This is a genomic window from Puniceibacterium sp. IMCC21224, from assembly GCF_001038505.1.
Classification (GTDB): Bacteria; Pseudomonadota; Alphaproteobacteria; order Rhodobacterales; family Rhodobacteraceae; genus Puniceibacterium.
In genome coordinates, this window is the sequence record NZ_LDPY01000001.1 from 3132562 (window position 1) to 3151308 (window position 18747).

The window sequence follows — 18747 nt, forward strand, 5'->3', positions numbered from 1 at the left end:
AGAAATACTGCTCACAATGTGGGGTGCAAGGGCGCAATTTATTGTCAAACCGTAGAAACGGGAAAAGGCGGTACGGATGACGGGACGTATCCTCATAGTCGACAGCTTGCCGACCAATCGCATCATACTGCGCGTCAAACTTTCGACCGCCTTCTATGATGTTTTCCAGGCGCATAGCGGTGCCGATGCCCTGGCGATCCTGAATGGGAACCGCCCAGACCTGATCCTCGCCGCCGAGACGCTGTGCGATACCGACGGCTACAGCCTTTGCCGGAAAATCCGCGCCAATCCGCTCTGGGCCGATATCCCGATGATTCTGGTACAGGGAGAGGGCAAGCCGTTGCAGCGGATCGAGGCGCTGCAGGCCGGTGCCGACGATGTCCTGACCCGCCCGATCGACGATGTGGTCCTGCTCGCCCGGATCCGCAGTCTGCTGCGCGCACGCAATGCCGAATCCGAGCTGCGCCTGCGCGACGATACCGATCGTACCCTTGGCCTGGCCGAAGAGGCCGCACCGTTCGCCCGCCCCGTCCGAGTGGCATTGATCCCGACCGCGTTGCAGCACGACGGGTCACTGGACGCCGTGGCCATGGCATTGCGCGGCATCCTGAGCGAACGAATCGACGTGGTGCAGCCCGATGCGGCCTTGCGTAACCTGCAACACGCACCCGAAGTTTTTGTGATCATCGAAAGTGCGTTGGGCCAGAGTCAGGCGCTCAACCTGTTGTCCGACCTGCGCTCGCGCACCGAAACGCGGCATGCGGCAATCCTCTATGTCGCTTCGTCCACGCGGCGACAGCTGGCGGCGGCGGCGCTGGATCTTGGCGCCGACGATCTGATGGTCGGAGACCTTGATATCCCCGAACTGGCGCTTCGGCTGCAAAAGCAGATCGCGCGCAAACGGACCAACGACCACTTGCGCGCCAATATGCGCGACGGTCTTCGCGCCGCCGTAACCGACCCACTGACCGGACTGTTCAACCGCCGCTACGCGTTGCCACATCTGGCGCGCCTGTCAGATCGTGCCGAACAGAACGGGCGTCCGTTCGCCGTGATGATCGCGGATCTGGACCATTTCAAGCGGGTCAATGACATTCACGGGCATCTTGCTGGCGACACAGTGCTTGCGACCGTGGCGCAGCGCCTGGCCGACAATTTGCGGGCGGCGGATCTGATCGCTCGGATCGGTGGTGAGGAATTTCTGATCGTCATGCCCGACACATCGCATGATCATGCGCTGGACACGGCATCGCGACTCTGTCGGCTGATCGCCGAACACCCTTTCGCGCTCGCCAACGACACGCCCGAAATATCGGTCACGATGAGCATCGGAATTGCAATCGGTCCTGCCCCAGAAGGGTCGAAAACTCTGTCGCTGATCGACCGCGCTGACCGGGCGCTCTACGCCGCTAAGGCGGACGGGCGCAACCAGGCATTGGTCGGCACTGCCGCCGCCTGATCTGCTCTGGCCCGCGAGCGGATCAACAGGGCGAATTGACAGGGCGCACTCGCGGGGCATTGTCGCCGGGGACAGCCACGCGGCACACCAAACCTTGCCATCAGCATTGGAACGGTATCGCCCAACCTGATAGTTTGTGGCATTTTCAAGTACCCCGGATTTTCCCAGCTACGGGACGCATACCGCAGCATGCCACCAAATCAGTCCGCCACGGGCATCTGCGTCGCACCTGGCCCCCAACGCCGTCAGTCGCGCTTGGCATGGCCCCAACGATCTTCGACGCGATCAATGCCGACGTCCAGCCGGTCGGCATAGGCGGCGCGCTGTTCGGGCGTCAAAGCTGTGATATAGGCCAGCAGTACCCCCTGCCCAAGCTGCTGACGTTCGACAGCGCGGGTGTTTTGTCGGATCAGCACCACCTCAAGCGCCACGGGGTCAAACGGTTCTGCGCGCAAGGCCGCGACGGCCGAGCGGTAGTCAGCCGCGATCGCGCCCCGCTCTGGCCCAGACTTGCGAAATGCGTCGCGCATCATCCGCCCAAAGACACGACGGTCCTCGGGTTCGAGTGCGCGGGCATAGGGCGCTCCGCCTTCGCGCTCTGATGCTGCGTTGCCCATTTTCGGGCCACCGCGCAAGGCAAGTCCTGCCAGCGCCGCGACAACAGCCAGGTTCAGCGCCAGTGACACCACCAGGGCGATCCGCACCCAGCGCCGCCTGCCATCAGTTCGTTCAGTCATGGCTCAACCCTCCACCATAGCAAAATCGAACGACCCCGCCGGGTCGACATACTCCAGCGACACCGACGCGGTCCACAAATCGCTCACCACCTCAGGCGGACTCATTCCGACCCAGAGGCCAGTGACCGCCGCCGCCGTCAGCCCCGCCACCGCAGGCCAGCCCCCAATCGCGCGCCAGATCTCGGACAAAAGGCCCGGACGGGTCCGTGGCTGCGCCACAGGCATTTCGCGCAGTGCATCGGCCTGAAGCCGTGCCAGAAAATCGGGATCTGCCCCTGAATCCTGCGCTCGCGCCGCCTCGAAAAAAGCATCGAGTCCGATCGTGCGATCCCTGTCATGTGTCATCGTTCAACCCCAATGCGTCGCGCTGGCCCAGCAGCAGGGCCTCAAGCGCCTTCTTGCCGCGCGCGGTCAGACTTTCCACCGCCCGCGTGCTCATGTCCATGATGGTGGCAATCTCAGGATTGCCCAACCCTTCGAGATGACGCAGCACCACCGCCTGCCGCTGTCGTTCCGGCAATTGTAGCAGCGACGCCTGCAAAGCATCTGCACGCGACTTGCGCTGCATTGCCACCTCGACTGGCAGCGCTTCGTCCACAATCTCGGGCACCTCGTCGAGGGGGGTGCTCCGCCTGCGGCGCAAACGGTCGGTGCACAGATTCGCCGTGACCCGGTAAAGCCATGTCGTCACCTTAGCCTCGCCCGGACGCCAGTCAGGCGCGATCCGCCACAGACGCAACAAAGCCTCTTGCGTGACGTCCTCGGCCTCGGCCCGGTCGCCCAGCACCCGGCTGGCGTGACCAAAGACACGAGGGCCAAGCCGCACCGATAGGGCGCGCGCGGCAGCGGCGTCGCCCTGCGCATAGCGCTCAAGCAGCGCGTCGTCGTCTAGATCACTCATCACGTCCAATGGCATGGTTTATCCATTTCAGCGCTACCTTGTGTGGTCCGCGCATGCAACGCCGGGCGGATCAGACCCGCCCGGCGTTCTGGCGTTTAGTGGTCGTTATGGTGGCGCTGGCCTTTGTCGTGATCGCGACGTTCCATCTTGTGATGCATGCGCTTGGTCGCATCCGCAAATTCCACGGCAGTGACCACTCCGTCGCCATTCGCGTCGACCCGCTTGAACATGTCGGCTGGATCGCGACGGCCCTGCATCTCTTCGGGTGACAGCATGCCATCGTCATTGGCATCCCGGCGCTCGATCATCCGCTCGGTCATCTCGGCCTCGCGGGCGGCCATGCGTTCGGCCTTGCGCGCCTGGGCCTGTGCCGCCAGTTCATCCGCGCTGAGCAGGCCGTCACCATCGGTGTCGGCAGTGGCAAAGCGCGCGGCACCCTGAGCCTCGATCTCATCCAGTGTGATCTCACCATCGCCATTTGTGTCCATCTCGTCGAACATCAGGATCTGGCGCGGTGCCTCGCGATCCTTGCGGTCGCCGCCACGGTCATGTGCCTGTGCCGCGACGCCACCCAGTGACAATGCCACGGCCAGAACGCCGGTGATGATGTTGCTCGTTTTCATTGCAGGTTTCCTTCTGCGTTTCTTTTCGCGACCAGGGCCCTCCCGGCCTTGGTTCTGACAATCCAAACGGGGCAGCACGCAACTTCCGTCGCAGAAATTCAAACGCACCTGTTCACGACACCGTTATTTGCGACATCCGGACGCAAGGACACCATGCCCCCTTTCCCTTTCTTAGAGGATCGCTCAGGTATAGGATCGAAAGCCAAGGCAGAAACGGGCAACACGATGACAGAGTATCAGCACATGATGGACGAACGTCCGGCCTGGCCTGCGATCCGCAACGGTTGGTGCGGGAAATGCCCCAATTGTGGCTCGGGACCACTGCTGCGCGGGTATCTCAAATTGCGCGACACCTGCCCGGTCTGCCGCGAGGAACTGCATCACGCCCGCGCCGATGACGGGCCGGCCTATCTGACCATCCTGATCGTCGGGCACCTGATGGCACCAATGTTGCTGTTCGTGTTCACCACCTTCCGACCCGAGCCGCTGATCCTGTTCACGATCTTTGCCGTTGGATGCGTGTCGCTTTCGCTTTATCTGTTGCCCAGATTGAAGGGTGTGATTGTTGCGATCCAGTGGTCGCGCCATATGCACGGCTTTTCCGGGGCAGCGTGACGACGTCCCCATCGCAAGGGGACAAAGATGACAGCGCCAATCGACAAGAGTGCGATCCGCAACGCGGCAACCGTGATCGTGCTGCGCGACCGTGACACCACGCCACGCATCCTGATGGGGCAACGCGGCGCGACGGCGGCGTTCATGCCCAACAAATTTGTGTTTCCCGGCGGGGCGGTTGACGCTGCGGATGCCGACATACCGCTCGCGACTGCGTTGCTGCCCCTGTGCGCCGCCCGACTGAACGAAGACGCGGCGCCCGGTCTGGCACACGCCCTGGCCACCGCAGCCATCCGCGAATTATGGGAGGAAACAGGCCTTGTGCTGGGACAGCCCGGTGTTTGGCCCGGAACCACACCGCCGCCCGACTGGGCCGGTTTTGCCGCAACCGGCCACGTGCCGACCGCTGACGCCCTGCAATTTGTGTTCCGCGCCATCACACCGCCGGGTCGCCCGCGCCGGTTTGACGCCCGGTTCTTTTTGCTGGACGCCGGGGCGCTGGCCACGGATCCCGATGATTTCTCTGCCGCGTCGGATGAGCTGAGTCTGTTGCAATGGATCCCGCTGGATGCGGTACGCAGCTTTGATCTGCCGTTCATCACCGAAGTGGTGCTGGCAGAAGTCAGCGCCCGCACCCGTGACGCAAATCCGCCCGCTTCGGTGCCGTTCTTTCGCAATAACGATGAAGAGAGCCTGTTTCTGCGCCTTCGCGGTATGCCTCTGCCTGATTGAGGTGATCTGAAGCGAGCGGATCAGATCGCCAGAACCAGCGCCAAGATCGACAGGGTCAGAAACCCGATCCCCGCCAATTCCCTGCGGCTGACCCGTTCCCGAAAAAACAGGACCGAGGCCATCAGAGAAAAGATCAGCTCCACCTGCCCCAGCGCCTGCACATAGGCGGCCTGTTGCAGCGTATACGCGGTGAACCATCCCAGACTGCCCGCCATCGAACTTAGCCCCAGCCAGATCGCCCGCCCGCGCGCGCGCCAGACCGCGCCAAGTTGCCCGGGTTCGCGCCAGCGCAGCCACAACGCCATCGCCGCGCTCTGAACCAGTGTCACGCAAACCAGCGTCACACCTGCGCGCAACAGGGGATCGTCGCTCGGGATCTGCAGCGTTGCACCGCGATATCCCACTGCGGAGAACGCGAACAACAGGCCCGACCCCAGCCCCAGCGCCACCGCGCGACTGGCGATCCGCCGCAGCAACCCACCCGGCCCCGGGGCGTCCGACAACAACAAAACGCCAATCAACCCGATACCAATCGCACCCCAGCCAGCCAGACTGACCCGTTCGCCCAGCACCACGACAGCCAGCAACGCAGTCTGGATCACTTCGGTCTTCTTAAAGGTAATACCGACCGCAAAGTTGCGTTGCCGGAACAGCGCCACGACACACATCGTCGCCAGGATCTGACCCAGCGCGCCCCACAGGGCAAACCCCCAGAATCGCAACGACAATTCAGGAGGTGCCATCCCTTGCGCCCACAAGTACAGCGACACAACCAAAAGCGCGGCCGGCGCAGCATAAGCAAAGCGCGCAAAGGTGGATCCGGCGGTGCTCAGCCCCGTCGTGCTCAGCACTTTGTGCAGCATGAATCGCAACGTCTGAAAGAAGGCGGCAGCGAGCGTGGCAATGACCCAGAGTTCCATACCCGCTCTATGCAACCAACCTCAGGGCTTTGACCAGAGGGGATGCGGCACCGGATCTTTGGCCCGCCAGAAATATCGGGCAAATATTTGCCCGTAGGAGTGATAGACATAGCCGTCATTGCGGCTCAGATAGCGGATGCGGTTGTTGAAATAGAGTGCGGGCAGCCGATACCACGCCACGCGCGGGTGCATATGGTGCACCACATGCAGGTTGTTGTTGAGAAAGAGCAGCGCAAGCGGCCCGCGATCTTCTATCACCACCGTACGGCCACGCGCCCGCACATGCGCCTGATGTTCCAGAAACGTGCGGATCTTGAGGATCGACAACGCCAGATAGACCGACAGCCCCCAGGCCCAAAGCGGCATCTGCGCCACAGCCAGCATCCACCACAGCACCAACCCCAGCGCCGGGATGTGCCACAGCCAGCCCCGGATCACCGCGCGGTCGCCACGCATCGCCAGCATCAGGTCGCTGCGGACAAAGGCAATCGTGCCCAGCAATGGCCCCAGCACCAGCCGCCCGGCCAAACGATTGTTCACACTCAGCAAAAACCGGAACCAGTGCGGCTGTCGTACCCAGACTGCTGGATCCAGATAGTTACTCTCTGGATCATCGTAGGGATCAGTCAGGATCGCGTCCCGGTGATGCGCCAAATGGGTATCGCGGAATCGCAGATAGGGAACGACCACGCTGAGCGCCGGGAACACCAGCGCGGTATCGAGCCATGGCACATGCGTCGGATGCCCATGCAGTGCCTCGTGACTTAGCGAAGAATGCAATGCGGTACTAAGCACAACCAGCACCATGCCAAGCGGCAACCAAAGCTGCGCCACCCAGATCGTGCCCAAACCCCAGGCAGCATAACACAATATCAAAAGAGCAAGTGTCGGGGCTTCGATCGCACAAAACCGCACCCAGACCCGCAGCAGTGCCGCACGCGTCATCCCATATCCCTCTGTCAGAAACTGTCAGCAGGGTAACGCTCTGGTGACATGCTGCGCCAGCCGAGGTACAGTGAACAAAACCCACAATTGGTGAGGAAAATCACCAGATGCTGTATACAATCGACAAACGCGCCCGATCAGACCTGTTTCGCATCAGGCTCGGACAGGCGATGCAGCGCGCAGGCATGTCTCAAAGCGCTTTGGCCCGGCAGATCGGCGTCGATCGCTCGACGGTGTCGCAATTGCTATCCGGTGCGGACGCGCGATTGCCCAATGCACATGTGGCCGGAAATTGCGCATCGGCGCTTGGCGTTTCGGCCGACTGGCTGTTGGGTTTGTCAGACCGGCCGGAAAACGCTGCCGACCTGCTGGCCAGCGCGATGTCGGTGACCGAAGCGCCGCGCGCGCTGGTCGATGAACAGATCTTTGCCTGGCACCAAGAAGCGGCAGGCTACAAAATCCGCCATGTGCCCGCGTCGCTGCCCGATATGCTCAAAACGCGGGCGACGCTGGAATGGGAATATGCGCCCCACCTTGGCCGCACGACCGAGCAGGCCATCAACGCGTCAGCCGACAGGCTAGGCTGGATGCGCAACGCGCGGTCTGATTACGAAATCGCGCTGCCGCGTCACGAATTGCACAGCTTTGCCACTGGCACAGGCTATTACGACGGATTGCCCGCCGACACACGGCGCGATCAGATCGACCACCTGATCGAGCTTTGCGAAACGCTCTATCCCCGCCTGCGCGTCTATCTGTTTGACGCGCGGCGGGTCTATTCCGCGCCGATCACCCTGTTTGGGCCGCTGCTGGCCGTGCTTTATGTCGGGCGCAGCTATCTGGCGTTTCGCGACACCGAACGCATCATCGCTTTTACCAGCCATTTCGACCATCTGGTGCGCGAGGCCGACGTGACCAGCCGCGCCCTGCCCGACCATCTGCGCGTCCTGCGCGACCAGATTGCCTGAAAGCGCAGGCCCGGCGCCCAGCGCCTTTAGTATGGCATCGGATGCGCCTTGTGCGCCGTATCGAGCGCAGTCAGTAATTCCGGTGTCAGGTCGACATCAACAGCCCCCAGCGCATGTTCCAGATGCGCCAACCGCGTTGCGCCAAAGATCGACGATGCCACAAACGGCCGCCGCGCCGACCAGGCAACTGCCATATGCACCGGATCGACCTCAAAATCGCGTGCAACCCGAAGATAGGCGTCCACAGCATCAAAGCAGCGGTCAGATTTTCGCCCGCCAAGATTGCCATTCAACGACATCCGCGATCCGTCGGGCACCGCGCCAGCCTGATATTTTCCGGTCAGTAAGCCCGCAGCCAGCGGCGAATACGGCAACAGACCGACCTCTTCGTTGATCAACGTCTCGGCCAGATCTGTGTCGGCCAGACGGCACATCAGCGAATATTCGTTCTGCACCGAAACCACCCGTGGGCCGCCGGTCTCTTCGGCCAAACGCAGCCACATCGCGGTACCCCACGCGCTTTCGTTCGACAGACCAAAATGGCGGATCGTGCCGCGCTCGACCTCGCACTGCAATGCGCCCAGCGCGTCGTGCATATGCTGGACAGTGTCCGTACGGTTCTGGCCGCTGGGGTCAAAATCCCAGTTCTGCCGAAACATATACGAGCCCCGATTGGGCCAATGGAACTGGTAAAGGTCAATAACGTCCGTCTGCAACCGCTTCAGCGACCCTTCGAGCGTGGGGCGGATCGTTTCTGACGAAATTGGCGCACCGTCGCGAACAAATTTTTGTCCGGCGCCAGAGTGTTTGGTTGCCAGAATGTAGTCGTTACGGCGTCCGGTGCGGGCGAACCAGCGACCCAGAATCGCTTCGGTCAGGCCCACTGTCTCTTTGGCAATCGGGTTGACGGGATACATCTCGGCTGCGTCGACAAAGTTGATGCCTGCATCCAGCGCCAGGTCCAATTGGGCATGAGCCTCGTCCTCGGGTGTCTGATTGCCAAAGGTCATCGTGCCAAGGCACAGTTCCGACACCATCAGGCCGCTGCGGCCAAGCGGGTTCATCTTCATTACATAGCTCCCTGGATTTCCGCCGGGACCTTAGCCTGCAAACTCAGCTCTGCAAGCCCAGACCGATGTCAGTCTGCGCAACTGCCACAGATTTGAGCACGGCAAAACAGGGTCGGCCCGGATTCAACTCCAGTGCATCCGCACTGCGCCGGGTCACACGCGCCAGCAGGCGATCATCTCCGGCCTGAAGCTGCACGATGACCCCTGGCCCATCGCCGCGCCGCAGGGCCACGACCTGCACCGGCAGGATATTGAGCGCTGAGATCCCGCGCGGACGCTCCACAGCCAACATCACATCCTGCGCCAGAATGCGCACACGCAGTTCGGTGCCAACCGCGGTGTCGATTTCGGGCAGGCAAAGCACCCCGCCCGAGACCTGCAATTCCGTCACGCCGTCGTCGGCATGGCGCAGCACCCGCGCCTGTAACACGGCACCGGCATCGCGCACCCCCATGATGCGCACCATCGCCGGGTCCGACAACAGCGCCTCGGCCGGGCCGGTCTGCGCCACCTGTCCATCGTCCAGAACGACAACATGGGTGGCCAGTCGCGCCACCTCGGCCATATTGTGGCTGACATAGAGGATCGGCACTCCGGCCCCGCGTCGCAACCGTTCCAGAAATGGCAGAATCTCGGCCTTGCGGGCACCGTCCAGGGCCGCCAGCGGTTCGTCCATCAACAGCATCGCCGGGTCCGACAACAGCGCCCGCCCGATGGCAACCCGCTGCCCCTCGCCGCCCGACAGCGCGCCGGGGCTGCGATCCAGCAACGCACCCAACCCAAGAAGGTCGACCACCCGGTCCAGCCCCGTGTCGCTGTGCCGCCCGGTAACACGTCGGGCATAGAGCAGGTTCTGCCGCACGGTCAGATGCGGGAACAGCCGTCCCTCTTGAAATACATAGCCCAGACTGCGGCGGTGGACCGGCACGTTAATTCGGGCCTTGGAGTCAAACAGCACACGCCCCGCCACCTCGATCCGCCCCCCGTCAGGCCGCAAAAGCCCTGCAACCGCGTTAACAACCGAGGTTTTGCCCGATCCTGAGCGACCAAACAGTACCGTGACGCCCTCGGGTGCCTCAAACGCGACGTTCAGGGCAAAGGCCCCCTGCTGGTGCGCGATATCCACTTTCAGGCTCATCGTCCTGCGATCCTCTGCGCGACCCGCCGCGCCAGCCATTCCGACAGCAGCAGCGCCGCCATGGCAAGAGCGACAGACACCATCACCAAACGTAGCGCCGCATCTTCGCCACCCGGCACCTGCAGAAAGGCGTAGATCGCCGATGGCACCGTCTGCGTTTGACCGGGAATGTTGGACACAAAGGTGATCGTCGCGCCAAATTCGCCCAGCGCCTTGGCAAAGGCCAGCACCGCCCCCGCGATCACGCCGGGCAGAATCAGTGGCAGCGTGACGGTCGCAAAGACCCGCAGACGCGACGCACCCAAAGTCGCCGCCGCCTGTTCAAGCTTGGGATCGACCGCCTCGATCGCCAGCCGCATGGCGCGCACCATTAACGGAAACGCCATGATCGCCGCCGCCAGCGCAGCGCCCGTCCAGCGAAAGGCCAGCACGATGCCAAACACATGTTCCAGCACACCACCCACCGGGCCGCGTCGTCCGAATGTCAGCAACAGCAAATAGCCGGTGACCACCGGCGGCAGGATCAGCGGCAAATGCACCAACCCGTTCAGGATCTGGCGCCCCGGAAACCGCCCCCGCGCCAGCGCCAGCGCCACCCCAAGGCCAAACGGCAGTGACACAAGCGTCGCCCAGAACGCCACCTTCAGCGACAGTGCCACCGCCTGCCATTCCTGTGGACCCAGAAATTCCATGCCGCCCGCTCTATCCTACTCGGGCGGCAGGACAAAGCCATGATCGCGCAAGATCGCCCGCGCTCCGGTCCCCGCAAGCCAGTCGAGGAATTCTGCGGCAACATCGCCCTCTGACGCTTCGGCAGTGACCGCAGCAGAATAAAGGATCGGCGCATGGCTCTCGGCTGGAAAAGTGCCCACCACATGCACGCGGGTCTCGGCGACCGCATCGGTGGCATAGACGATACCCAGCGGCGTCTCGCCCAGTGCCACCAGCGCCAGCGCGGCGCGCACGTTGTCGGCCTGCGCGACGCGGGGTTCCAGCGCCTCCCATTGACCCAGCCATTGCAACGCGGCCTTGCCATAGATGCCCGCAGGCACCGCATTGACCAGCGCCATAGCCAGACGGTCGCTGGTCGCCAACTCTGCCGTGATATCATAGTCCGGTGCGATCTCCACCGGGGGTATTTCGCCTTCGCCCGCCCCAATCAGCACCAGCGCGTTGCCCATCAGCACCCGCCGCGTCGCCGCGTCGATTCCCCCCTGAGCATCCAGCCAGTCCATCCAGTCCGTGTTGGCCGAAACAAAGACATCTGCCGGCGCCCCAGCTGCGATCTGCCGCGCCAGCGCGGAACTGCCCGCAGGGGTCAGGATCACCTGATGCCCGGTCTCTTGCTGCCAGAGCGCAGTGGCCTCACTCAGAGCATCCCCCAAGGACGCAGCGGCAAATACAGTGATCTCGGCTGCCTGCACGGGTTCGACCATCAACACCATGACCGCGATAGCCCCGGATATTCGCATCGTAGTATTCCTTTCATCCACCTGATCATGGTCAGGCCAGCATCACCGCCAACGATGTCCGGCTTTGACGCCCGCGACAAGGGGCGCAGAGTCGCATCACTGCGTCCTGCGCAGAGTCCGCTCCGCCCCCCACAAAGCTATGGATTTACCATTGCCGGATTGAACGCGATGCGACTTGATCCGGTGCGCGGCAATGCGACGCTTGACCCCGACGGCTTGGGTGGCCAAAACACCCCGACACGTGAACAGGAGGCATCATGGCCCGAGAGACCGCACCGGCCACGAGCCAGGAAGAGCGCGCCAAGTCGAAACGGCTGGGAACTCTGGCACAGCTCTGGCCCTTTCTTGCACCCTATCGCAGCATGTTGGTGGCGGCACTGGTGGCACTGTCCCTGACGGCCTGTGTGTCGCTCATCCTGCCACTGGCCGTGCGCCGCGTGGTCGACAATTTCGAAATCGGCAGCGGCGCGTTGCTGAACCAGTACTTCGGCGCGGCGCTGGGGATTGCCGCATTGCTGGCGGTGGGTACGGCGCTGCGCTACGCGCTGGTGACACGGCTGGGCGAACGAGTTGTGGCGGATATTCGCAAGGCAGTGTTTGACCGGGTGATCGGCTTGTCTCCGGTGTTCTACGAAAAACTGATGACCGGCGAGGTGCTAAGCCGGATCACCACTGACACCACCCTGATCCTCAGCGTAATTGGCTCGTCGATCTCGATCGCGCTGCGCAATGTGCTGATCTTTGCCGGCGGGCTTGTGCTGATGCTGTTCACATCGTGGAAGCTGACGCTGATGGTTCTGCTGATCGTGCCGGCCGTGGTCGTGCCGATCCTGACGTTGGGACGCAAACTGCGGGTGCTGAGCCGGGAAAATCAGGACTGGATCGCGGCCTCGTCCGGCAATGCGTCCGAGGCGCTGAGTTCGGTGCAGACCGTGCAGGCATTTACCCACGAGGCACTGAACCGGGCGGCTTTTGCCGAGGTGACCGAAAAGAGCTATGACGCGGCGCGGCGGCGTATCTGGACCCGGGCGCTGATGACGGCCATCGTGATCTTCCTGGTGTTCACCGGGGTTGTCGGGGTGCTTTGGATCGGGGCGTGGGACGTGCGCGCGGGTGACATGACACCCGGTGCGCTGGTGCAGTTCGTGATCTATGCGGTGATGGTTGCGGGATCGGTTGCGGCGCTGTCCGAGGTATTCGGCGAATTGCAGCGCGCGGCAGGGGCCACCGAACGGCTGGTCGAACTGTTGCAAACCGAAGATGCGGTGCAGGACCCGGAGATACCTGAGGTGCTGAGCGCCCCGGTACAAGGCGAGATCGTGTTCGACCACGTGCGGTTCTCTTATCCGTCGCGGCCCGGTGTGTCGGCGCTGGATGATGTGTGCCTGACGGTGAAACCTGGTGAGACGGTGGCGCTGGTCGGCCCCTCGGGCGCGGGCAAAACCACCATCATCCAACTGGTACAGCGGTTCTATGATCCCGACAGCGGGGCGGTGCGCATGGATGGCGTGGCGCTGCGCGATATGGAGCGGTCAGAGTTCCGGCGCCACATCGCGCTGGTGCCACAGGATCCGGTGATCTTTGCCGCCTCGGCGCGCGAGAACATCCGCTTTGGCCGCCCAGAGGCGAGCGATGCCGAGATCGAGGCCGCCGCAAAAGCCGCTGCCGCACATGATTTCATTGCCGCACTGCCCGAAGGCTATGACAGCTATCTGGGCGAGCGTGGCGTGATGCTGTCGGGTGGCCAGAAACAGCGTATCGCCATCGCCCGTGCAATCCTGCGCGACGCGCCGGTGCTGCTGCTGGACGAGGCGACCAGCGCACTTGATGCCGAGAGCGAGCGCGCGGTGCAACAAGCGGTGGATCGTCTGGCCGAGACCCGCACAACAATCATCGTGGCGCACCGTCTGGCCACGGTGAAAAAGGCCGACCGGATTATTGTCATGGATCAGGGGCGCATCGTTGCGCAGGGCGCGCATGATGCGCTGGTGGCCGAAGACGGGCTATATGCCCGGCTGGCGCGATTGCAGTTTACCGATGGAATGGCGGCAGAGTAGGGTTTTTCCCCTTGCCAGTGACTTCGGTAAAGCCGACCTTGAAGCCAATGCAATCAAGAGGGAGGCCGCAATGGGTCTGTTCAATTTCTGGAAGAAATCCGGCAAATCACTGGTCGGTGGTGGCGATGCAGCCCCCAGCGCGGATGCGCTGAAAAAAGAAGTCGCTGATCTGGGGCTCGATACCAAAGGCGCCGAGATCACGGTTGAAGGCGACAAGGTCAAGGTTTCGGGCGGCACCCTGTCGGCAGAAGAGCGCGAAAAGGTGATCCTGGCGGTCGGCAACGTCGAAGGCGTGGCCGAAGTTGAAGATGACGCAGCCGACACAGCCGTGTTCCACACCGTGGAAAAGGGCGACACGTTGTCGGCCGTTGCCAAGAAAACGCTAGGCAATGCCAACCGGTATCACGAGATTTTTGAGGCCAACCGGCCGATGCTGACCAGCCCGGACAAGATCTATCCCGGTCAGGTCTTGCGGATCCCACAGGACGCCAGCGCCTGAAGTTACGGCGAACGGGCGGGTTCACCCAGCCCCATCCATTACCCGCCGGAGCGCGCCTGCCGCAGCTTCGGCGACATAATCACCCATGACCACAGCCGATCATGAACGGAACGCCGATCGTCTTTTGCGACTATTCGCGCGGACGTGGCGTCAGATCGTAGGTGCCGCAACGTCCCTTAGCCTTGCGCGATGCAAAAAACCTTTCCACACTGACGCCGGGAGGCACGCCCCGGTTACAGGGGCGACCATAAGGGAGGAGACGGAACATGCGCTTTGCGTCCATGGCCGACAGGAATGCCATCGAAGATGAAATGCCCTGGGCCGAGCGGGATCTGCCGCCAACGCTCTATGGTCTGCTGAGCCGCACCGCAGCTGCGTATCCGCAGCGGCCCGCAGTCAGTTATCAGATCTTTTCCGGCCCCAAGGACAAGGCCGAGACGCTTACATGGGAAACCTTGCGCGGCAAGGTCGCGCAGGCGGCGAACCTGTTCCGGTCGCTGGACGTGCAGGAAGATGACGTGGTTGCCTATGTGCTGCCCAATTGCAACGAGACGGTTCTGGCGCTGCTGGGCGGGGCCGTGGCCGGAATCGCCAACCCGATCAATCCGCTGCTGGAACCCGAACAGATCGCATCGATCCTGCGCGAAACCGGGGCCAAGGTCGTCGTCACCCTCAAGGCGTTCCCCAAGACCGATGTCGCGCAAAAGGTGGCCGAAGCCTGCCGTCATGCGCCCGACGTACAAACGGTGCTTGAGGTTGACCTATGTCGTTACCTCACACCGCCGAAATCATGGATCGTGCCGTTCATCCGCCCCAAGAATCCCGGCAGTGGCCATGCGGTGGTCAAGGATTTTGTCCGCGAATGCGCGCGTCAGCCCAAGGAATTGGCGTTTGAGGATGGCAAGAGTGACCGCGTCGCGGCCTATTTCCACACCGGCGGAACCACGGGCATGCCCAAGGTGGCGCAGCACACCTATCAGGGCATGATCTACAACGGCTGGCTGGGGCATAAGTTGCTGTTCGATGAAACCTCGAACATCCTGTGCCCGCTGCCGCTGTTCCATGTTTTTGCCTGTCACGTCATCCTGATGGCGGCGCTGGCGTCCGGGGCGCATGTGGTTTTTCCGACGCCGCAAGGCTATCGCGGCGAAGGTGTGTTCGACAATTTCTGGAAACTGATCGAACGCTGGGACATCACCTTTCTCATCACCGTGCCGACCGCGCTGTCGGCGCTGATGCAGCGGCCGGTAGATGCCGACATCTCATCGGTCAAAACAGCGTTCTCCGGCTCTGCGCCCCTGCCGCTGGAGTTGTTCAAGAGGTTCGAGGCCGCCAGCGGTGTCACCGTGGTCGAAGGCTATGGCCTGACCGAGGCGACTTGTCTGGTTTCGTGCAATCCCGTAGCGGGGGAAAAGAAGGTCGGATCGATCGGGATCGCGCTACCGTATACCGATGTGCGGATCCTGCGGATGGTGGACGGTACGCCGCGTGATTGCGGCGTGGACGAGATCGGGGAAATCTGCATCTCGAATCCCGGTGTCTACGCCGGCCACACCTATACCGAGGCGACCAAGAACGCCGATCTCTATTATTTTGGCACCTACCTGCGCACGGGGGATCTGGGGCGCAAGGACTCTGAAAACTATTTGTGGATTACCGGACGGGCCAAGGATCTGATCATTCGTGGTGGTCACAACATCGACCCCGCCGAGATCGAAGAGGCGCTGTTGGCGCATCCCGCCGTGGCTTTTGCCGGTGCGATTGGCCAGCCGGATGCTCATTCGGGCGAAGTACCTTGTGGTTTTGTTGAACTGGTGGCCGGCGAAACCGTCACCGAAGAGGCGCTGCTGGAACATTGCCGCCTGCATGTACACGAACGCGCAGCGCAACCCAAACATATGACCATTCTGGATGAATTGCCTAAAACCGCCGTGGGTAAGGTGTTCAAACCCGATCTGCGCAAGAACGCGATCACCCGGGTCTACAACGGCGCGCTGGAAAAGGGCGGGCTGGACGCGCGGGTGACAGGCGTGGTCGACGACAAAAAGCGCGGTCTGGTGGCGCAGGTCACGCTGAGCTTTGCCACCGAGGAGCAGGTCGGCACCGTGCTTGGCGCGTTCACGCGGCCCTGGGACGTCGCGGAATAATCCTGATCCTTGGCGACTGAGGTTCTGACAGGTGCGTCCTGTCAGAACCTCAGTCCGACACAGGTGGGGCACCGCCCATGAAAATATTGGCGTTTTGATAGTCGCAGGGCGCCTCTTGCATTTGCAGGTGCAGGCCGCTGCCGGTGTAGGGATGTGCGCGGGCCAGATCCTCGTCCACCTCAATACCAAGGCCGGGGGCGTCCGAAGGCAGGATATAGCCATTCTCGATCCGGATGCTGTCGCGGATCAACGCCTTGTGGAACGGCGTCTCGATGGTTTCGGCGATCAGCAGGTTGGGGATCGACGCGGCCAGAGCAACGTTCGCCGCCCACTCGACCGGACCGGCATAGAGGTGTGGTGCCATTTCCGCGTTAAAGGCTTCGGCCATGGCGGCGACCTTCTTCATCTCCCAGATACCTCCGGCGCGACCAAGCGCGGGTTGCAGGATCTTTGCCCCGCCAGTGCGTAGCAGCGCGGCGAATTCGGCCTTGGTGGTCAGTCGTTCGCCAGTGGCGATAGGGATGCGCACGGCGCGGGCGACTTCTGCGAATTCGAGCAGATTGTCCGGCGGAATAGGTTCCTCGAACCAGAGGGGGCTAAAGGGTTCCAGCGCCTGACCCAGCCGGATGGCGCCCGATGTGGTGAACTGCCCATGGGTGCCAAAGAGCAGATCTGCGCGGTCGCCCACCGCGGCACGGATTGTGCGGCAGAACTCGACGGAACGCGAGATGTCGGACATCGACGGCTGATGCCCGCCATGGATCGTGTAGGGGCCCGCCGGATCGAACTTGACCCCGGTATAGCCGCGCGCCACCAGATCAAGCGCCGAGGCGGCAGCCTGATCGGGATCGTTCCAGAACGTGGTGAGGTCGTGCTCTGGCAGGGGGTAGATGTAGGTGTAGGCGCGTATCTTTGTATGCATCCGCCCGCCGAGCAGCGCCCAGACAGGCCGGTCCAGAGACTTTCCAAGGATGTCCCAGCAGGCAATCTCCAACCCCGAAAACGCGCCCATGACAGTCAGGTCAGGACGCTGGGTAAAGCCTGCGCTAAAGGCGCGGCGAAACATCAGTTCGATATTCTGTGGATGAGTTCCGGCCATATGCCGCTCAAAGACGTCGCGGATCACGTGGGTCATCGCGTCGGGGCCAACAGAGCTGGCGTAACATTCGCCCCAGCCGGTGATGCCGGTGTCGGTGGTCAGCTTGACGAGGATCCAGTAACGCCCGCCCCATCCGGGGGCCGGCGGCGCGGTGACGATGATGTCGAGGTCCTTGAGCTTCATTGCATTCGCTCCGTCCAAAGGTGTGCCGGATCGCAGCGCAATCCGATTGCCGTGCGACCCCGCTTGGGATTTCGCCCGGCAGGGGCAGGCTAAAAGAGGATGACGTTGCGCTTGGCGCCGCCGCTTCTGGTGTCGGCAATCGCCTCATTGATCTGGTCGAGCCGCCAGCGCCCGGAAACCAACTCGTCGAGTTTGAGGCGTCCCTGCCGGTACAGGTCGGCCATCCACGGGATGTCGCGGCGGATCACCACATCCCCCATCTTGGAGCCAACCATGCCTTGCGACATATAGGCCAGCACCACCGGTTCATAAGATGACATGGCGCCGGAATGCGGCATGCCGACCATCACCACCTTGCCACCCCAGCCAAGATAGCGCGGCGCGCTGTCATAGGCGGGGATCGCGCCAACGGTGACAATGACGGCATCGGCACCGCGACCCAGCAACTGGGTGGCAATTTGCCAGGGCTTGGGGGCGGTGGCCAGTACACCGTCGGTGGCGCCGAATTCACGTGCGATGGCCAGCTTTTCCTCGGACATATCGACGGCGACGATGCGGCGGGCGCCGGCAATTCGCGCCCCCTGAATTGCGTTGAGGCCGACACCGCCTGCGCCAATCACCACAACATCCTGACCGGCGCGCAGGCCTGCAGCATTTACCACGGCGCCAACGCCGGTGATCACACCGCAGGCCAGCAGTGCCACGGCTTCGGCGGGCATGTCCTCGGGCAGGGTGACGATCTGGCTTTGGTCGACGACGACGCGTTCGGCAAAGGCGCCGCAGTTCATCGCGGCAATGACCGGGGTGCCATCCGGGCGGGTCAGCACCGGCGGGGCCGCATTGGGGGTATCGCAGATCGTCGGTTTGCCGCTGGCACAGTTTACACAGGACCCGCAGGCGCGGATCAGGGTCACGACAACCCGTGCTCCGATTTCAACGCTTTGGACGCCGTCGCCCAGCGCCGTCACCCGGCCCGCTGCCTCGTGGCCATAGACGGCGGGCAGATCGCCGCCCCAGCCGCCATCAGCAAAGGTGACGTCGGAATGGCAGATCGCGACGGCTTCCAGAGTGACCTCGACCTCGCCCGCGAGGGGGGCGCGCAGGTCAAGCTCTTCGATGGTCAGCCGGGATCTATGTTCGGTGCAGACGGCTGCCTTGATCCGCGTCATGAAACGCTCCTTG

The 18747-nt window shown here is 62.7% G+C and carries 19 protein-coding genes; 7 read left to right on the forward strand and 12 right to left on the reverse strand.

Annotation, left to right across the window (positions count from 1 at the left end; translation table 11 throughout):
- The first annotated feature begins 76 nt into the window (after positions 1 to 76).
- Positions 77 to 1459 (forward strand): diguanylate cyclase domain-containing protein, encoded by a 1383-nt coding sequence (locus tag IMCC21224_RS14500; protein ID WP_047995943.1) that lies wholly within the window; start codon positions 77 to 79, stop codon positions 1457 to 1459.
- Positions 1460 to 1704: 245 nt separating this feature from the next.
- On the opposite strand, the gene IMCC21224_RS14505 is transcribed toward IMCC21224_RS14500, so the two are convergent.
- The 4 genes from IMCC21224_RS14505 to IMCC21224_RS14520 form a co-directional block, all read right to left on the reverse strand.
- The gene (locus IMCC21224_RS14505) at positions 1705 to 2196 is read right to left on the reverse strand and encodes a periplasmic heavy metal sensor (protein ID WP_047995944.1); all 492 of its coding nucleotides are present in this window, start codon (positions 2194 to 2196) and stop codon (positions 1705 to 1707) included.
- Positions 2197 to 2199: 3 nt separating this feature from the next.
- The gene (locus tag IMCC21224_RS14510; RefSeq protein WP_047995945.1) at positions 2200 to 2541 is read right to left on the reverse strand and encodes a hypothetical protein; all 342 of its coding nucleotides are present in this window, start codon (positions 2539 to 2541) and stop codon (positions 2200 to 2202) included.
- The gene (locus IMCC21224_RS14515) at positions 2531 to 3112 is read right to left on the reverse strand and encodes an RNA polymerase sigma factor (protein ID WP_047995946.1); all 582 of its coding nucleotides are present in this window, start codon (positions 3110 to 3112) and stop codon (positions 2531 to 2533) included. The genes IMCC21224_RS14510 and IMCC21224_RS14515 overlap by 11 nt, the downstream gene beginning before the upstream one ends.
- 80 nt (positions 3113 to 3192) lie before the next feature.
- Positions 3193 to 3720 (reverse strand): EF-hand domain-containing protein, encoded by a 528-nt coding sequence (locus tag IMCC21224_RS14520; RefSeq protein ID WP_047995947.1) that lies wholly within the window; start codon positions 3718 to 3720, stop codon positions 3193 to 3195.
- Positions 3721 to 3945: 225 nt separating this feature from the next.
- Here IMCC21224_RS14520 and IMCC21224_RS14525 point away from each other — a divergent pair, with 225 nt between their 5' ends.
- On the forward strand, positions 3946 to 4335 hold the full coding sequence (locus IMCC21224_RS14525) for a DUF983 domain-containing protein (RefSeq protein WP_047995948.1): 390 nt from the start codon (positions 3946 to 3948) through the stop codon (positions 4333 to 4335).
- 27 nt (positions 4336 to 4362) lie between these two features.
- Positions 4363 to 5067: an NUDIX hydrolase gene (locus tag IMCC21224_RS14530; RefSeq protein ID WP_047995949.1), complete on the forward strand. Its 705-nt coding sequence runs from the start codon at positions 4363 to 4365 to the stop codon at positions 5065 to 5067.
- A 20-nt stretch (positions 5068 to 5087) separates the two neighbouring features.
- Here the strand turns inward: IMCC21224_RS14530 and IMCC21224_RS14535 are convergent, their stop codons facing one another.
- Positions 5088 to 5987 carry a DMT family transporter gene (locus IMCC21224_RS14535; protein WP_047995950.1) on the reverse strand — a complete coding sequence of 300 codons (900 nt, stop codon included), beginning with the start codon at positions 5985 to 5987 and terminating at the stop codon, positions 5088 to 5090.
- Between the two features lie 21 nt (positions 5988 to 6008).
- Positions 6009 to 6932 carry a fatty acid desaturase gene (locus IMCC21224_RS14540; RefSeq protein WP_047995951.1) on the reverse strand — a complete coding sequence of 308 codons (924 nt, stop codon included), beginning with the start codon at positions 6930 to 6932 and terminating at the stop codon, positions 6009 to 6011.
- Between the two features lie 107 nt (positions 6933 to 7039).
- On the opposite strand from IMCC21224_RS14540, the gene IMCC21224_RS14545 reads away from it, so the two are divergent.
- The gene (locus IMCC21224_RS14545) at positions 7040 to 7900 is read left to right on the forward strand and encodes a helix-turn-helix domain-containing protein (protein ID WP_047995952.1); all 861 of its coding nucleotides are present in this window, start codon (positions 7040 to 7042) and stop codon (positions 7898 to 7900) included.
- A 26-nt stretch (positions 7901 to 7926) separates the two neighbouring features.
- On the opposite strand, the gene IMCC21224_RS14550 is transcribed toward IMCC21224_RS14545, so the two are convergent.
- The 4 genes from IMCC21224_RS14550 to modA are packed head-to-tail and all read right to left on the reverse strand — an operon-like array spanning position 7927 to position 11580.
- Positions 7927 to 8970 (reverse strand): aldo/keto reductase, encoded by a 1044-nt coding sequence (locus IMCC21224_RS14550; RefSeq protein WP_047995953.1) that lies wholly within the window; start codon positions 8968 to 8970, stop codon positions 7927 to 7929.
- A gap of 43 nt (positions 8971 to 9013) precedes the next feature.
- Positions 9014 to 10108: a molybdenum ABC transporter ATP-binding protein gene (gene modC / locus IMCC21224_RS14555; RefSeq protein ID WP_047995954.1), complete on the reverse strand. Its 1095-nt coding sequence runs from the start codon at positions 10106 to 10108 to the stop codon at positions 9014 to 9016.
- Positions 10105 to 10800 (reverse strand): molybdate ABC transporter permease subunit, encoded by a 696-nt coding sequence (gene modB, locus IMCC21224_RS14560; RefSeq protein WP_047995955.1) that lies wholly within the window; start codon positions 10798 to 10800, stop codon positions 10105 to 10107. The genes modC and modB overlap by 4 nt, the downstream gene beginning before the upstream one ends.
- 15 nt (positions 10801 to 10815) lie before the next feature.
- A complete protein-coding gene (modA, locus tag IMCC21224_RS14565) occupies positions 10816 to 11580 on the reverse strand; it encodes a molybdate ABC transporter substrate-binding protein (RefSeq protein WP_047995956.1) in 765 nt (254 codons plus the stop codon).
- Between the two features lie 257 nt (positions 11581 to 11837).
- Between modA and IMCC21224_RS14570 the strand changes: the two genes are divergently transcribed.
- The 3 genes from IMCC21224_RS14570 (at position 11838) to IMCC21224_RS14580 (ending at position 16283) form a co-directional block, all read left to right on the forward strand.
- Positions 11838 to 13637: an ABC transporter transmembrane domain-containing protein gene (locus IMCC21224_RS14570; protein WP_047995957.1), complete on the forward strand. Its 1800-nt coding sequence runs from the start codon at positions 11838 to 11840 to the stop codon at positions 13635 to 13637.
- 70 nt (positions 13638 to 13707) lie between these two features.
- Positions 13708 to 14136 carry a peptidoglycan-binding protein LysM gene (lysM, locus tag IMCC21224_RS14575; RefSeq protein ID WP_047995958.1) on the forward strand — a complete coding sequence of 143 codons (429 nt, stop codon included), beginning with the start codon at positions 13708 to 13710 and terminating at the stop codon, positions 14134 to 14136.
- Positions 14137 to 14402: 266 nt separating this feature from the next.
- Positions 14403 to 16283, forward strand: a complete 1881-nt coding sequence (locus IMCC21224_RS14580) for an acyl-CoA synthetase (protein WP_047995959.1) — start codon at positions 14403 to 14405, stop codon at positions 16281 to 16283.
- A gap of 49 nt (positions 16284 to 16332) precedes the next feature.
- Here the strand turns inward: IMCC21224_RS14580 and IMCC21224_RS14585 are convergent, their stop codons facing one another.
- Both IMCC21224_RS14585 and IMCC21224_RS14590 read right to left on the reverse strand, forming a co-directional pair.
- Positions 16333 to 17565: a mandelate racemase/muconate lactonizing enzyme family protein gene (locus IMCC21224_RS14585; protein ID WP_047995960.1), complete on the reverse strand. Its 1233-nt coding sequence runs from the start codon at positions 17563 to 17565 to the stop codon at positions 16333 to 16335.
- A gap of 89 nt (positions 17566 to 17654) precedes the next feature.
- Positions 17655 to 18734 carry a zinc-binding dehydrogenase gene (locus IMCC21224_RS14590; RefSeq protein WP_047995961.1) on the reverse strand — a complete coding sequence of 360 codons (1080 nt, stop codon included), beginning with the start codon at positions 18732 to 18734 and terminating at the stop codon, positions 17655 to 17657.
- Positions 18735 to 18747: the final 13 nt, after the last annotated feature.

Bases quoted from the DNA above. Each gene is read 5' to 3' on its own strand.
- IMCC21224_RS14590 (WP_047995961.1), bottom strand. From the start codon at position 18,734: ATGACGCGGATCAAGGCAGCCGTCTGCACCGAACATAGATCCCGGCTG.
- IMCC21224_RS14550 (WP_047995953.1), bottom strand. From the start codon at position 8,970: ATGAAGATGAACCCGCTTGGCCGCAGCGGCCTGATGGTGTCGGAACTG.
- IMCC21224_RS14505 (WP_047995944.1), bottom strand. From the start codon at position 2,196: ATGACTGAACGAACTGATGGCAGGCGGCGCTGGGTGCGGATCGCCCTG.
- IMCC21224_RS14570 (WP_047995957.1), top strand. From the start codon at position 11,838: ATGGCCCGAGAGACCGCACCGGCCACGAGCCAGGAAGAGCGCGCCAAG.
- modB (WP_047995955.1), bottom strand. From the start codon at position 10,800: ATGGAATTTCTGGGTCCACAGGAATGGCAGGCGGTGGCACTGTCGCTG.
- IMCC21224_RS14585 (WP_047995960.1), bottom strand. From the start codon at position 17,565: ATGAAGCTCAAGGACCTCGACATCATCGTCACCGCGCCGCCGGCCCCC.
- lysM (WP_047995958.1), top strand. From the start codon at position 13,708: ATGGGTCTGTTCAATTTCTGGAAGAAATCCGGCAAATCACTGGTCGGT.
- IMCC21224_RS14500 (WP_047995943.1), top strand. From the start codon at position 77: ATGACGGGACGTATCCTCATAGTCGACAGCTTGCCGACCAATCGCATC.
- IMCC21224_RS14525 (WP_047995948.1), top strand. From the start codon at position 3,946: ATGACAGAGTATCAGCACATGATGGACGAACGTCCGGCCTGGCCTGCG.
- IMCC21224_RS14510 (WP_047995945.1), bottom strand. From the start codon at position 2,541: ATGACACATGACAGGGATCGCACGATCGGACTCGATGCTTTTTTCGAG.
- IMCC21224_RS14530 (WP_047995949.1), top strand. From the start codon at position 4,363: ATGACAGCGCCAATCGACAAGAGTGCGATCCGCAACGCGGCAACCGTG.
- IMCC21224_RS14580 (WP_047995959.1), top strand. From the start codon at position 14,403: ATGCGCTTTGCGTCCATGGCCGACAGGAATGCCATCGAAGATGAAATG.
- modC (WP_047995954.1), bottom strand. From the start codon at position 10,108: ATGAGCCTGAAAGTGGATATCGCGCACCAGCAGGGGGCCTTTGCCCTG.
- IMCC21224_RS14515 (WP_047995946.1), bottom strand. From the start codon at position 3,112: ATGCCATTGGACGTGATGAGTGATCTAGACGACGACGCGCTGCTTGAG.
- IMCC21224_RS14520 (WP_047995947.1), bottom strand. From the start codon at position 3,720: ATGAAAACGAGCAACATCATCACCGGCGTTCTGGCCGTGGCATTGTCA.
- IMCC21224_RS14535 (WP_047995950.1), bottom strand. From the start codon at position 5,987: ATGGAACTCTGGGTCATTGCCACGCTCGCTGCCGCCTTCTTTCAGACG.
- modA (WP_047995956.1), bottom strand. From the start codon at position 11,580: ATGCGAATATCCGGGGCTATCGCGGTCATGGTGTTGATGGTCGAACCC.
- IMCC21224_RS14545 (WP_047995952.1), top strand. From the start codon at position 7,040: ATGCTGTATACAATCGACAAACGCGCCCGATCAGACCTGTTTCGCATC.
- IMCC21224_RS14540 (WP_047995951.1), bottom strand. From the start codon at position 6,932: ATGACGCGTGCGGCACTGCTGCGGGTCTGGGTGCGGTTTTGTGCGATC.